15 protein-coding genes are annotated in these 13650 nt (G+C 33.2%); 9 read left to right on the forward strand and 6 right to left on the reverse strand.

What is annotated here, in order from left to right:
• Nucleotides 1-2: 2 nt before the first annotated feature.
• Nucleotides 3-2225: a TonB-dependent receptor gene (locus V1468_RS06560; protein WP_331809439.1), complete on the forward strand. Its 2223-nt coding sequence runs from the start codon at nt 3-5 to the stop codon at nt 2223-2225.
• A 311-nt stretch (nt 2226-2536) separates the two neighbouring features.
• Nucleotides 2537-2971: a hypothetical protein gene (locus V1468_RS06565; protein ID WP_331809440.1), complete on the forward strand. Its 435-nt coding sequence runs from the start codon at nt 2537-2539 to the stop codon at nt 2969-2971.
• Between the two features lie 4 nt (nt 2972-2975).
• Here the strand turns inward: V1468_RS06565 and V1468_RS06570 are convergent, their stop codons facing one another.
• The 6 genes from V1468_RS06570 to recF form a co-directional block, all read right to left on the reverse strand.
• Nucleotides 2976-3332 carry a hypothetical protein gene (locus tag V1468_RS06570; RefSeq protein WP_331809441.1) on the reverse strand — a complete coding sequence of 119 codons (357 nt, stop codon included), beginning with the start codon at nt 3330-3332 and terminating at the stop codon, nt 2976-2978.
• The gene (locus tag V1468_RS06575; protein WP_331809442.1) at nt 3332-5749 is read right to left on the reverse strand and encodes a penicillin acylase family protein; all 2418 of its coding nucleotides are present in this window, start codon (nt 5747-5749) and stop codon (nt 3332-3334) included. Before V1468_RS06575 ends, V1468_RS06570 begins: the two co-directional genes overlap by 1 nt.
• Nucleotides 5750-5812: 63 nt before the next feature.
• Nucleotides 5813-6109: a DUF721 domain-containing protein gene (locus tag V1468_RS06580; protein ID WP_331809443.1), complete on the reverse strand. Its 297-nt coding sequence runs from the start codon at nt 6107-6109 to the stop codon at nt 5813-5815.
• Between the two features lie 41 nt (nt 6110-6150).
• Entirely contained in the window at nt 6151-6471 is a 321-nt protein-coding gene (locus V1468_RS06585) for a hypothetical protein (protein ID WP_331809444.1), read from the reverse strand.
• A gap of 17 nt (nt 6472-6488) precedes the next feature.
• Nucleotides 6489-6908 carry a lipocalin family protein gene (locus V1468_RS06590; RefSeq protein WP_331809445.1) on the reverse strand — a complete coding sequence of 140 codons (420 nt, stop codon included), beginning with the start codon at nt 6906-6908 and terminating at the stop codon, nt 6489-6491.
• Nucleotides 6905-7984: a DNA replication/repair protein RecF gene (gene recF, locus V1468_RS06595; protein ID WP_331809446.1), complete on the reverse strand. Its 1080-nt coding sequence runs from the start codon at nt 7982-7984 to the stop codon at nt 6905-6907. The genes V1468_RS06590 and recF overlap by 4 nt, the downstream gene beginning before the upstream one ends.
• 141 nt (nt 7985-8125) lie before the next feature.
• Between recF and V1468_RS06600 the strand changes: the two genes are divergently transcribed.
• The 7 genes from V1468_RS06600 to V1468_RS06630 all read left to right on the forward strand — a co-directional run bounded on the left by V1468_RS06600 (nt 8126) and on the right by V1468_RS06630 (nt 13626).
• The gene (locus tag V1468_RS06600) at nt 8126-8893 is read left to right on the forward strand and encodes a tetratricopeptide repeat protein (protein ID WP_331809447.1); all 768 of its coding nucleotides are present in this window, start codon (nt 8126-8128) and stop codon (nt 8891-8893) included.
• Nucleotides 8894-9400: a 6,7-dimethyl-8-ribityllumazine synthase gene (gene ribH, locus V1468_RS06605; protein ID WP_331809448.1), complete on the forward strand. Its 507-nt coding sequence runs from the start codon at nt 8894-8896 to the stop codon at nt 9398-9400.
• Nucleotides 9401-9564: 164 nt separating this feature from the next.
• Nucleotides 9565-9789: a hypothetical protein gene (locus V1468_RS06610; RefSeq protein WP_331809449.1), complete on the forward strand. Its 225-nt coding sequence runs from the start codon at nt 9565-9567 to the stop codon at nt 9787-9789.
• A gap of 19 nt (nt 9790-9808) precedes the next feature.
• The gene (locus V1468_RS06615) at nt 9809-10084 is read left to right on the forward strand and encodes a riboflavin synthase subunit beta (protein ID WP_331809450.1); all 276 of its coding nucleotides are present in this window, start codon (nt 9809-9811) and stop codon (nt 10082-10084) included.
• The gene (gene mutL, locus V1468_RS06620; protein ID WP_331809451.1) at nt 10084-11955 is read left to right on the forward strand and encodes a DNA mismatch repair endonuclease MutL; all 1872 of its coding nucleotides are present in this window, start codon (nt 10084-10086) and stop codon (nt 11953-11955) included. Before V1468_RS06615 ends, mutL begins: the two co-directional genes overlap by 1 nt.
• A 1-nt stretch (nt 11956) precedes the next feature.
• Complete coding sequence (locus tag V1468_RS06625; RefSeq protein ID WP_331809452.1) at nt 11957-12748, forward strand: rhomboid family intramembrane serine protease; 792 nt, start codon at nt 11957-11959, stop codon at nt 12746-12748.
• A 2-nt stretch (nt 12749-12750) separates the two neighbouring features.
• Nucleotides 12751-13626, forward strand: a complete 876-nt coding sequence (locus tag V1468_RS06630; RefSeq protein WP_331809453.1) for a rhomboid family intramembrane serine protease — start codon at nt 12751-12753, stop codon at nt 13624-13626.
• The last annotated feature ends 24 nt before the right edge of the window (nt 13627-13650 follow it).

Genomic DNA, 13650 nt, shown 5'->3' on the forward strand with positions numbered 1-13650 from the left:
TCATGAAAAACCTAACATTATTTTCCATTTTTTTAAGCCTATTTGTGTTTGGTTTACAAGCACAGAATATAAAAGGAGTTGTTTTAAATGAATTAAATCAACCACTTGAAGCAGCTTATGTATATAACTTAAATTCAGAAACTCACGCACATACTTCAGAAAATGGTTTGTTTTTTATAAGCCAGACTAAAGCAGGAGATTCATTAAAGATTGGACTTTTGGGCTACAAGACATCTATAGTGCAAGTGACTGATGCGAATGATCTAAACATAATTCTTGAAGAAAAAGTATTTCAGTTAGATGAAATGGTTATACGAGAAGAACTAAATCCTGTAAATACCATTTCTAGATTAGATTTAAATGTTACACCAGTAAATTCTTCACAAGAAGTGCTAAGAAAAGTACCAGGTTTATTTATTGGTCAGCATGCTGGTGGAGGTAAAGCAGAGCAAATTTTTCTTAGAGGATTTGATATAGATCATGGTACAGATTTAGCGATAGGTGTAGACGGAATGCCAGTAAATATGGTGTCTCATGCACATGGCCAAGGCTATAGCGATTTACACTTTGTAATACCAGAAACAGTAAATAAAATAGATTTTGGTAAAGGAGCTTACTATGCTTCAGAAGGTGATTTTAATACTGCAGGTTATGTAAACTTTAAAACCAAAGATTATATAGATGAAAGTAGTGTGTCATTGTCTCTTGGACAGTTTAATACACTACGAACAGTAGGTTTATTCGATTTGTTAGAAAACACCAAAAATCAGAATGCCTACATGGCTATGGAATATATAGCAACCGATGGACCGTTTGATTCTCCTCAAAATTTTAATCGTCTAAACTTATTTGGAAAGTATATAATGTACTCTCCAGAGAATGATAAGTTAACACTTACTGCATCACATTTTACGAGTCGTTGGGATGCTTCTGGGCAAATACCACAGCGCGAAGTTGATAACGGTAATATTACAAGATTTGGAGCTATAGACGATACTGAAGGAGGTGAAACCTCTCGAACAAATTTAAATGTAACGTATGATAAATATATTGCAGACAATACAACATTAAAAGCTAACGCTTACTACTCTAAATATGCTTTTGAGTTGTATTCTAACTTTACATTTTTCCTTGAAGACCCAGTAAATGGCGACCAAATAAAGCAGAAAGAAGACAGACAGATTTTTGGAGCAAATGCTGCGATAAATTATTCAACGTTTTTAGGTAGTACAGAGTTAAATTTAACTTCAGGCTTTGGCTTACGACATGATATTATTGATGATGTAGAATTGTCTAGAACGTTAAACCGAACTACAACATTAGAAAATATTCAATTAGGTGATATAAATCAAACTAATATTGATGCCTTCGTAAAAGCAGATTTTGAGTTTGGTAAATTCAGAGTAGCACCTGCTTTACGCTTAGATCATTTTAAGTTTATGTATAACGATGAATTACAGACCAATTATGAAACACAATCTGAAACAAAGACAATAGTTAGCCCTAAGTTAAATTTCTATTACAATGCTAAAGATAATCTGCAATTGTACTTAAAGTCTGGTTTAGGATTTCACTCTAACGATGCCAGAGTAGTTGTTGCTAATAATGGTAAAGATATTTTACCACGTTCTTATGGAGCCGATTTAGGAACTATCTGGAAACCATTTCCAAAATTGGTAGTTAACTCAGCGTTATGGTATTTATTCTTAGAACAAGAATTTGTTTATGTAGGTGATGCAGGTATTGTAGAACCAAGTGGTAAAACAAGACGTTACGGACTAGATTTAGGGTTAAGGTATCAGATTAACGATTGGTTATTTTTAGATTCTGATGCAACGTATACACATGCTCGTAGCATAGATGAACCAGAAGGTGAAGATTATATTCCATTAGCACCAGATTTTACTTTTACAGGTGGTTTGTCAATAGATGATTTAAATGGATTTTCTGGCGGATTGCGATTTAGGTATTTGAATGATAGACCAGCGAATGAAGACAATTCTATTGTAGCAGAAGGCTACACTGTAGCAGATTTTAATCTTAATTACAGAATGAAGAATGTAACGCTAGGTGTTATGGTAGAAAACTTATTTGACGTAGACTGGAATGAAACTCAGTTTGCAACAGAATCTCGTTTACAAAACGAAGCAGAATCTGTAGAAGAAATTCACTTTACACCAGGAACGCCATTTTTTATAAAAGGCATTATAACCTACAATTTTTAGGGGTCAACCTTCAATTTGTGGGGAAGCAAATTAAGGTTGATTGATTGGTTGCTAACAAGAAAGACTAACTGCCGATTACAGTTAGTCGGTATCATAACAGATTTTGATACTTTTTTGAGTTTTTTTGTTAGTTGAAACACCTACACGAAAGTGTGGGTGTTTCTAATTAAAAGCTTTTCTAAGTTCTTGTTAATCTTTGATCTAAATCTATGTTTTAGCTAATTTCGTTTGAAGACTAGCATCAAAAGTAATATTAGAAGTTTTTTTATTTTAAATAAATTTAACTGTTATTTGTGCAATAATTAAAATTGATGCTAAATCTCAAGGCGACAAAGTTTTATGATGACGTTTTAAAAGAATTAAACTATCCTTTTGCGGATATTTTTATTTTTAAAGGCTACGTCATTTCTGAAATAAAAGAAGGAGTTGTTTTTTCTTGGGAAGAACATGCTAAAATAATTGTTAAAGATGTCACATCTTTTACCAAAACAGATGGTAGTAATTTAGTTTACTTATCTCATAGAGTAAACTCGTACTCTCTAAAACCAATGGATTGGTTGTATTTTTATAAAAACAGTTTCAACCTAAAAGGTTATGGTGTAATAGGCTATAATAGTTTTAGTTTTTTAAATACTGTTGTAGAAAATTTATTTTTCAGTAAAAAAATTAGGCGCTTTGGTGATTTAGAAACAGCCGTTCAATGGGCTAAAAGTAGAGTTTTAATTAATGTTAATAATAAGGATTAAAGATTTAACCTTTTTTAGACATTAAAGCAATTTGTTTTCCAAAAACAGCTGCTATTCCAGCAGTTAATCCTCCTATTATTCCAGTAATAAGCATTAAAATAAACGGATTTCCGTCAAGAGGTAATAACACAGCTATTCGTTTTGCTAGAGTATAGTCATTAGCACTACTAAGTATAAAGCTATAAATTCCCCAAAACACTAAAATTGCTAAGAATGGAACAAAAAACACAGCAGCTTTTTTTAGAGGAATAAATAATGAGGTCGCTAATGCAGCTGTCATTATAGACCACCATGGTAAAACAAATGATAGTACAAAAGCTATTATAATTGTGGCAAAAAAGTTGTAGATATTATTTTTCATTAGTTCTTTGGTGTTAGAGTTAGGGTACTGATTATAGCATCTGTAGCTTGGCTAGATTGTAAAAAGTTAAGTTGAAGATATTTTCCCTCAGCCCAATCGTCTATAAGGTTGTCATAGTACTTACTTCCGGGATTACCCGATTGTCCGCCAGGATATATGCCAAGAGCAGTAGGAGGTGAACTCATCTCAACAATCATTCGCCATGAAGGTCCATGATTTTCAGATGTAGCATTAACAATATTACGATCTCCACCAATAGGAATATCAAATCTAGAAAACGCAGGTAAGGCTTGTAACAAGTGACCAGCATAAGTTGCTTTGTAGTTAGCCCATTTGTAGTTGCCTTTTTCTTCTCTAATTTCAATTAGCTTAGATACTGCACTTCTAAAAGCAATCAAAATTAAATCTTTTGCTGTTTCTACTTTATCTTCAGTTTTAACGATATCCATAAACTTGTGTTCTCCATGATTCTTTAACAAGTATATTGTTTGATACGTGAAAGGAGAGCTTAAAGCTGTGTCTTCAGAAACAAACTCATCCCAAACCAAATTATAGAGTTTTCCATACCATTGTCTAAAAATACTTGGACCAACTTCGTCTATGTCGTTATTAAATTTCCATGCTTTTATTTCATTGTATATAGACATTTCTTCTTCGTCTAGCGGAGAAGTATCCATGTGTTCTAGCATGTATGGTACAATTTCGGCAGCTTTAAGATTGTAATTGTTGTTGTGCAAATTTTTGAAATCCTCAATACTGAACTTCTCTTTAGAATTAAAGTAATCATTAATAACTCTGTTTCTATACGTTTCGTAGCCATCATTAAAAACATAAAAAGGATAGTTTTCGTCTACAGGATGTTGATTTGCAGAACTCACAAAGCCACGATCAGGATTTTTAGTGTGTGCATTAAATTGCTGAGGTATGTAGCTTTGCCAATCATTTTCAGGATTGCTGCCATCCATTAAAAATTTTCCCTGACCTTCCCATTTATTCGGGAATTTTCCTTGTATCCATAAGGCAATATCTCCTTGGGTGGAAGCAAATACAAAGTTTTGAGCAGGAGCATTCCAGTATTGCAATGCCTGCACATATTCATCGTAATTTTTTGCTTTATTAAGCTCTAAGAATGTTTTTTGATTGTTTCCTCCTTCGTGTCCAATCCACTTCATGGCATAGCCAGCCAATTCCATATCAGACTTAAAGTTTTTGTCATATACCACAGGACCATGGTGTGTATAGAGTACTGTGTCTTTATAGTTTTCTTTTCCTCTTATTTTAATGTCTTCAACGCGTATGGAAACATCTTTCCATTGGCCATCATACTTATATTTAGTTCGGTCTTCATTAAATTCAACCTTGTACCAATCAATTACATCTCTTGTTGCGTTGGTTTCTCCCCAAGCTATGTGTTGATTGAACCCAGATATAACACTCAGCGCACCAGGAATAGTAGCTCCAAAAGCATTGTGTTTTGGAGTGCTTAGTTGCATAACAAACCAGATAGATGGCAGGTTAAGCCCAAGATGCGGATCGTTTGCCAGTATAGGATTTCCGGTTGCTGATTTTGTACCTGAAATAGCCCAGTTATTACTGCCATTATCTGGATGTGGTTTTGAGATTGTCTCTGTAATAGTGTCTAATACAGCCTTGCTATTTGGTAAAGGAGTCTGAGGTACGTCTATAAAACTCCAATCGGTTTCTTTTGGTATTACGGGATCTGTAATATCGAAAAAATCAGGAAACAATAAATCGAAATTATCTTTGCCGAGTAGGCGCAACGTGTTTGTGTATTCTAAATCATCATCATAACCAGCCAGCATTTTGGTCATATACATTAGTAGTAATGTTGTCTTTTTTGGTGTCCAAGCCTCTGGTTTATAATCAAGTAATTTATATTCAACCGGATAATCTTCAGGTTTTAGTTGCCTAATGTAAGCATTAACTCCATCTGCATAATCTTGAATATATCCTAAGGTTTCTTTATCGTGCTCTTTCATATAAGCTATAGCTTGGTCTGCACCATAACCCATACCTCGTCGCCTTTCTGTACGGTCATAATCTAGAGCCTTTTCGCCAATAATTTCAGATAAACGTCCAGATGCCGCAAAGGTCTGAAACTCGAGTTGCCACAAACGATGTTTGGCTGTTAAATACCCTTGCGCTTTGTATAGATCACTTTCGTTTTGAGCAAAAACATGTGGAATTAATTGGTCATCGTAATGTACCGTTACCTTGTCTTTTAATCCAGGAATACTAATATCTCCAGAAGTGGTTTCTGTTTTTTCGTTTTGCCAAATGCCAGAATACGGATTTAAAAATTTACCAATTGGCGGAATAGAACCTAATTTGGTGTTGAGGATAAAGAATACAGTAATGGTTAATACGAAGGAAATGATGAGTTTGGCGTATTTCATAAAGCTCGAATAATTGCTTTTGAAAAATACTAAATAATTCTGAAGCCTAAAAAATTGATTTTATTAACGAAGAACGAGTTTTTTTATAATCTCTTTGCCAACAGACTCATTAAGCATTTTTACAATTTTTTCGTTTCCGTAGCTTAATTCTTCACGCAACACGCTAGAGCTTAGTTGTACATAAAGTGTTTCGTGTTTAAGCTCTATAGCAGTGGTGTAATTGTTAACTCCATTTCCCATAAGATTTGCCCAAGCTTCACGAATGTTTACTTTGTCTAAACCAGCTTCTAAATTATTGGTTTGTACAAATTCTTTTAGAATTTCTTCAATTGGACGGTTATCGTTGTTTCGTTTTGACATGTTGTTATTTCAGTGAAATATGAGATGCTATTTTTTTTGTATTAAGCGTCATTAATACAATAGTTATAGAATATTTCTGCTAATTTTTCATCAGACAAACCTTTATTTGCCTTAGATTCATTTATAAAATCAATAAAATAATAAAAATCAATTAGATTATAATACTTAACGTTATCAATTTCATACTCAATATTACCTTGAGTTTTTTCAATTTCAAAAAAACTTATTTCATTGTTAATATTAAAAGGCTTACACATGTATATTTCAACAACTTCTGAATCAGTTTCAAGAGAATTGTTTTTAAAAAAATCTTCTTGATTTCCATTAGTTCTAAAGTAGTGTATTAGTTCTATTATAGTCATTATTGGAAATTACTCAATTATTCAACGTCTAAGTGTATAGGAGTGTAACGCTTATATAGATATATAGCGTTGTTTTCATTCCTTACTTTTAAATGCTTTTCAGAAGCTTCTAAAACTGTTTCTTTCCACTCAGCATAAGCCGTCTTATAGTAGATTTTGAGTTGGTTGTCTTCAATCTTTAATGTAATCGCTTCAGCATCGTCAGAGGTAAAATAGGTATCGTTAATACCTGGTTTTAATTTTTTTCTGTATCCTTTTAGGCTATCGTTAATGCTTATATAATCTATGGTTTCGCTAAATTGATATTGCTTTTTTGTGCCATTTTCTAAAGTGACTTCTTCAATCTCCCAATAGCCATTAAGGTATGTTAAGAGTGTTTCAGGATTTTTAGAACAGCTAAAGATTAGAATTAGCAGGATAATGCCATACTTTTTCATAGTTTAAAAATTTTGTAAGATTGATGAATTTGCTTAATCACATTTTCTGTTCGGTCAGCATGCGTATCACTAATAAAAATCTGACCAAAATGGTCATTATCTACCAAACTGATAATTTGTGCTACTCTGTTTTCATCTAACTTATCAAAAATATCATCGAGTAGTAGAATAGGAGAGACACCACTTTGTTGCTTTATAAAATCGAATTGAGCCAGCTTTAAAGCAATTAAAAAAGATTTTTGCTGTCCTTGACTTCCAAATTTCTTAATCGGAAAATCATCGATTGTAAAGACCAAATCATCTTTGTGTGTACCCACACTTGTGTATTGTAGAGCTTTGTCTTTATTAAGGTTGCTTTGTAGTAGATTGATTAAATCACCATCAAACAAATCGCTTTTGTATTTTAAGTTTATGGCTTCTTTGCTTTGGCTAATGGCTTCGTATCGTTCTTTAAAAATAGGAATAAATACTTTTAAGAATTCATCTCTTTTTTTAAAAATCTCTGCACTATACGTGTTTAGTTGTTCATTATATATAGCAAGTGTGTCTGCATTAAACGTGTTATTGAGTGCAAAATATTTTAAAAGTGCATTGCGTTGCGAAAGTACCTTGTTATAAGAAATAAGTGCAGATAAATACGCTTTATCACTTTGCGAAATCACACTATCTATAAACTTGCGTCTGGTATCACTGCCTTCTATAATTAAATCTCTGTCTGCTGGAGATATAATAACTAATGGTATAAAACCAATATGGTCACTAAATTTATCGTAAGCTTTACCGTTACGTTTTATAACTTTTTTTTGCCCTTTTTTTAACGAAACAATAATTTTTTCTGAACGCTCATTTTTAGTGAAATTACCATCAACCACAAAAAACTCAGTACCATGTTTTATGTTCTGTACGGCAACAGGATTAAAATAACTTTTGCCAAAAGCCAGATGATAAATAGCGTCTAGAGCGTTTGTTTTTCCGATGCCATTAGCGCCAACAAAGCAGTTTATTTTACTGTCGAAATCAAAAACCTGACTCTCAAAATTCTTGTAATTAACTAAAGATAATACGTTTAGAACCATAAAAAACTGATGTTCTTTGCTCGAATTTAGTGGTGTTTTAATGTAATGAATATTCTCGCAAATTATTGAAAAATAACAAATAATTAAGCTTTTAAATCCCAATAAAAATTTTATTTTTGCGCACGCATTAATAGACAAGATATGGCAACGTATAAGAAAAGAGGCTATAAACCAAAAACTAAAAAAGAAAAGGAAGTAGTTGTTGAAGAAAACTCAACAACAGCAGAGGTGTTTAATACTTTAGACGAGGGAGCTTCTAAGACCGAAGAATGGTTTGTTAAAAATCAAAAATATATTATTGGTGTAATTGCAGCAATAGCAGTTGTAGTTTTAGGCTACATGGGTTATAATAAGTTCATTGCAGAACCACACCAAAAGGAGGCTATGAACGACATGTACCAGGCTAGAACTTATTTTGAGGAGGCTGCAAATGGTATTTCATCAGACTCACTTTATAATATGGCTTTAAATGGTGGTAACGGTAAATTTGGAATGGTAGATATTGCTAAAGAATATAGTGGTACACCTGCTGGAAATCTTGCAAATTACTATGCTGGTATATCGTATTTAAACCTTAAAGATTACGAAAAAGCAATAAGCTACCTTCAAGAATTTACTAGTGATGCTTCTATTCCTGGTCCAATAGTTAAAGGAGCTATAGGAGATGCATTTGTACAATTAGAGCAGTATAAAGAAGGCTTAGACTATTACGAAAAAGCGTTTAAAGCGGATTTAAATAACTATACAACTCCAATGTTTTTAATGAAGGCAGCTCGTATAGCTATTAGATTAAACGAAAACCAAAAAGCTTTAGATTACTTAAAGCGTATTAAGAATGAATTTGACAGTTCCACAGAAGCTACACAAGTTGATGTTTTAATAGGTATGGTTGAAGCTAAAATGCAATAAATGGCTACTGCAAATCATAATTTATCGAATTACGATAAAACAACAATCCCAAACGCGAAAGACTTTCGGTTTGGGATTGTTGTTTCAGAATGGAATGACACTATAACAGAAGGCCTGTGGCAAGGTGCATTTGATGCATTGACAGATTGTGGTGCATTAAAAGAAAACATAGTACGTTGGAATGTGCCAGGAACATTTGAACTTACCTATGGTGCTGCCAGAATGTCTAAAAGCATTTATGCCGAATCTGGCATGTTAGACGCTATTATTGTTATAGGTTGCGTTATACAAGGTGAAACAAAGCATTTCGATTTTGTTTGTGAAGGTGTTACTCAAGGTATAAAAGATCTTAATTTGTCTGGTGATATTCCTGTTATCTTCTGTGTGCTAACAGATAACACCATGCAACAATCAATTGATCGTTCTGGCGGAAAGCATGGTAACAAAGGCACAGAAGCTGCCATAGCGGCAATTAAGATGGCTCAGCTTAGAAAAGAGACGAAGTAGTTTTCAGTATTCAGTTAAAATAAAGTTTCAAACTTCGACTTCAAATTCATCTTCCAATTTAAAGTGGCATCCTTTTTGTTGATAATTTTAAGGAATCCTTAAACGTTTTTTCCTAGTATTTTAAGTACTTTTGAGACTATCAAGGTTTTAATATATAAGACAACTTGTTTAATCAAAGAAAAAATAAACAGTTTAATTATAAGCCACGCTTTCAGGATTCTGAAACCGAAAACCATCGGGAAGAGTCGAAAGACGACTTGGAGCGTAAGTGGAGTGAAATGAAAGGTAATACCAAGCGAAAATCTAATAAGTTATTTTCCTTACCTGCTTTAATCATAATGCTCATAGCGCTTTTTGTTTTAATGTATGTTCTTGAAGGATATATTTAATAGGGTTATTATGGGATTAATGAAATTGAAAAAAAATAGAAAGTATAATTATAAGCCGCGTTATTATAAAGGTGATGGTAACCCTTATGAATTGAAGCACAAATTTGACGAATACCGTAAAACTATAAATCCACCAAAAGGAATTAAAGGAAAATGGAACGCGGCAATGGATGAATATAAAAATAATAGAGACGAAAACGTGAACAGACGTGTCTTTATCATTGCTGGTATTTTAATTCTGTTGTTTTTGTTCTTATTTGGTTTTGATTTATCTATTTTTTCTTCCCAAAGCTAATGACAGATATCATTCAACTTTTACCAGACCATGTTGCTAACCAAATTGCAGCTGGTGAAGTGGTACAACGTCCTGCTTCTGTAGTTAAAGAGCTTTTAGAAAATGCAATTGATGCTGATGCAGATGACATAAAACTCATTATAAAAGATGCTGGTAAAACACTAGTGCAAGTTATAGATAATGGCAAAGGTATGAGTGTTACCGACGCACGTTTAAGTTTTGAACGCCATGCCACATCAAAAATAAAATCTGCCGAAGATTTATTTCAGCTTAATACCAAAGGATTCAGAGGTGAAGCTTTAGCAAGTATTGCGGCTATTGCACATGTAGAGCTGAAAACCAAGCGACCTGATGATGAATTGGGCACAGTCATAGAGATAGAAGGTAGTACAGTAAAATCTCAAGAAGCTACTGTAATACCAACAGGGACATCTGTTGCTGTTAAAAATCTATTTTTTAATATTCCTGCAAGACGAAACTTTTTAAAATCTGACACTGTAGAGTTAAGACATATTACAGATGAGTTTCATCGTGTAGCGTTAGCGCATCCAAGTATAGCCTTTGCTTTTTATCATAATGGGAGCGAGATTTTTAATGTGCCTAATGAAAACTACAGACAACGTGTTGTTCATATTTTTGGAAACAAAACCAATGAAAGATTGGTGCCTGTAGAAGAGGATACTGAAGTTTTAAAAATATCAGGATTTGTAGGCAAGCCAGAATATTCTAAGAAAACACGCTCAGAGCAATTCTTTTTTGTAAACCAGAGATTTATAAAAAGTCCGTATCTAAATCATGCTATTAGTGCTGCATTTGAAGGTTTATTAAAAGATGGTTACCATGCTAGTTATTTTTTAAATCTTACGGTAGATCCTAAAACTATAGATATTAATATTCATCCTACAAAAACCGAAATTAAGTTTGATGATGAGCATACGCTTTACGCTATTTTAAGATCAGCTGTAAAGCATAGTTTAGGACAGTTTAACATAGCGCCTGTTCTAGATTTTGAACAACAAAGTAGCTTTGATACACCTTACAGCTACAAAGATAAAGCAGGCAAAGCCCCAACGATAGAGGTAGACAGAAGTTTTAATCCATTTGCAGATGAAGGTAGTAAATCTGGTAACTCGTCTTCTAAAGCTTCTTCAACTAGAGCAAGTTTTAAATCCGCACCAGCAGCAAACTGGGAAAGTTTATATGTTGGTTTGGAGTCCAAGGGCAATAGAAGACAAGGAGATGATATTGAAGTGAGTTTTGAAAAAGACGTTAAAACTGAAACAATTTTTAGTGATGCTTCTGTAGAAACGAGTAAAACTACATTTCAACTCCAGCAAAAATATATTGTAAGTACACTAAAATCTGGTATGCTTATTATTGATCAGAATAGGGCACACCAACGTGTTTTGTATGAGGGCTTTCTGAAGCATATTACCATTAAAGAGGCTACAAGTCAACAATTGTTATTTCCTTTGCAGTTGAGTTTTACACCTAACGAAATGAATATTATTTCAGAACTACAAGAGGATCTGGAACATACAGGATTCGTGTTTTCAGACGTTAAAGAAGATGCAATAACTATTACAGGAGTTCCTGTTGGAGTACCAGAGAGTGAGGTGTCTATAATTTTGGAGCAACTCATTAGCGATGTAGAAAATGATGTGCCAGATGCAAGTTTTAGTGCAGCAGATTTGTTAGCCAAATCTATGGCTAAGAGTTTAGCAATAAAAAACGGACAAGCTTTGAATAATACAGAGCAGGAGCATTTGGTAAACTCTCTGTTTGCTTGTAAGGAGCCAAATATTTCTCCAACCAACAGACCAACGTTTATAACAATGTCTACAGACGACATTGAAAAGAAATTTATGTAGTATGAGACAAGGAATATCAGATGCGGTAAAGCATCTAATTATAATAAATGTAATTTTTTGGATTGGAACATTATCCATAGGAACTTATGGCGATGTATTTACAAATTTATTTGCTGAGCATTTTCCTCTGAACGATGAATTTAAGCCTTGGCAAATTATTACGCATATGTTTATGCATGCCTCTTATGTAAATACAGGCAACGGAATGAATATCTTTTTCTTACATATTCTATTTAATATGTTGGGTTTATGGATGTTTGGTACACCAATAGAGCAACGATTGGGTACAAAAAAGTTTCTCTTCTTGTATTTTAGTGCAGGTTTAGGTGCTGTGCTACTTCCTTTGGTAATTAATTTTTATAATTTTCAATCGATATTAGGTGATTTAACCGCAGCAGGTTTTGAGTCAGATCATATTTTAGCAACATTAAATGAAGGGAAGTATTATCAAGGTTGGGTTGATGTCATTGGAGCAGAACGTTTTCAGGATTTTACAAGAATTTTTAATACTACCTCTGTAGGTGCTTCAGGATGTGTAATGGGATTATTGGTAGGCTTTGGTATGCTGTTCCCTAATGCATCACTTATGCTAATTTTCCTTCCTATTCCTATAAAGGCTAAATATTTTATCCCTTTATTGTTGGGTTACGAAATTATATCTGGTATTACAGGCGGAAGTTCTATGTTTGGTTTTAATGTAGGCCATTTTGCACATATTGGCGGAGCACTTGTAGGATTCCTTTTAATGTGGTATTGGAAAAAGAATAGTATGGATAAATACCGTTGGAATTAAGAATGACGATTGTTGAAGATTTAAAATACCGTTATAAGAATCTCGATGTTTTTGGTAAAATAATAGCCATTAACGTTATTGTATTTATAGTAGTTGCGATATTAACAAATCTATTAAAACTAGATATTGTAACTTATTTTAAGTTGCCTTCAATTTTTGGAAAGTTTATTTTACAGCCTTGGTCTTTAATTTCTTATGGATTTCTTCATAATGATTTTTTTCACTTGTTGTTTAACATGTTGTTTTTGTTTTATCTGTCTAGAGCAGCATCTAATTTGTTTAGAACCAAGATGGTTTTAAATATTTATTTGTTAGGTATTATAGCAGGTGGTTTAGCGTATTTGGCTGTCTTTAATTTAATTCACTTTGATTTTTTTGGCCCTAAAAACAGTATTATGGTTGGTGCATCTGCAGGTGTTAGCGCATTGCTTATGTTTATAGCTATTTACATGCCTAAATCTGAAATTAGATTGTTTAACACGTTCAATGTAAAATGGATTCATATTGCTGTTTTCTTTGTGGTTATGGATGTTTTTAGGTTAATGTCTGGTGTTAATCAAGGAGGTTATGTAGCGCATATTGGAGGTTATGTTTTGGGTTACGTTTACGCAAGTCAATTGGTAAAAGGAAAAGATATAGGTAAAGGCTTTGAACGCTTTATGGACTCGATTGCAAGTTGGTTTAAGCCTAAATCTAAATTAAAAACCGTGCATAGAACATCAAAAAAGAAGACTTATGCAGGAAAAACCAGAGAAGAGTTCCATACGTATAACGATCAGAAGAAGATAGATCTAATTTTAGATAAAATTAGTAAAAGTGGTTATGAAAGTTTAACAGCAGAAGAAAAAGAGTTTTTGTTCAAAGCAGGTAAGAAATAAAGCTATCACTTGGAGGGCTAATGA

The organism is Winogradskyella poriferorum, assembly GCF_036553625.1.
Taxonomy (GTDB): domain Bacteria; phylum Bacteroidota; class Bacteroidia; order Flavobacteriales; family Flavobacteriaceae; genus Winogradskyella; species Winogradskyella poriferorum.

Bases quoted from the DNA above. Each gene is read 5' to 3' on its own strand.
- V1468_RS06560 (WP_331809439.1), top strand. From the start codon at position 3: ATGAAAAACCTAACATTATTTTCCATTTTTTTAAGCCTATTTGTGTTT.
- V1468_RS06565 (WP_331809440.1), top strand. From the start codon at position 2,537: ATGCTAAATCTCAAGGCGACAAAGTTTTATGATGACGTTTTAAAAGAA.
- V1468_RS06570 (WP_331809441.1), bottom strand. From the start codon at position 3,332: ATGAAAAATAATATCTACAACTTTTTTGCCACAATTATAATAGCTTTT.
- V1468_RS06575 (WP_331809442.1), bottom strand. From the start codon at position 5,749: ATGAAATACGCCAAACTCATCATTTCCTTCGTATTAACCATTACTGTA.
- V1468_RS06580 (WP_331809443.1), bottom strand. From the start codon at position 6,109: ATGTCAAAACGAAACAACGATAACCGTCCAATTGAAGAAATTCTAAAA.
- V1468_RS06585 (WP_331809444.1), bottom strand. From the start codon at position 6,471: ATGACTATAATAGAACTAATACACTACTTTAGAACTAATGGAAATCAA.
- V1468_RS06590 (WP_331809445.1), bottom strand. From the start codon at position 6,908: ATGAAAAAGTATGGCATTATCCTGCTAATTCTAATCTTTAGCTGTTCT.
- recF (WP_331809446.1), bottom strand. From the start codon at position 7,984: ATGGTTCTAAACGTATTATCTTTAGTTAATTACAAGAATTTTGAGAGT.
- V1468_RS06600 (WP_331809447.1), top strand. From the start codon at position 8,126: ATGGCAACGTATAAGAAAAGAGGCTATAAACCAAAAACTAAAAAAGAA.
- ribH (WP_331809448.1), top strand. From the start codon at position 8,894: ATGGCTACTGCAAATCATAATTTATCGAATTACGATAAAACAACAATC.
- V1468_RS06615 (WP_331809450.1), top strand. From the start codon at position 9,809: ATGAAATTGAAAAAAAATAGAAAGTATAATTATAAGCCGCGTTATTAT.
- mutL (WP_331809451.1), top strand. From the start codon at position 10,084: ATGACAGATATCATTCAACTTTTACCAGACCATGTTGCTAACCAAATT.
- V1468_RS06625 (WP_331809452.1), top strand. From the start codon at position 11,957: ATGAGACAAGGAATATCAGATGCGGTAAAGCATCTAATTATAATAAAT.
- V1468_RS06630 (WP_331809453.1), top strand. From the start codon at position 12,751: ATGACGATTGTTGAAGATTTAAAATACCGTTATAAGAATCTCGATGTT.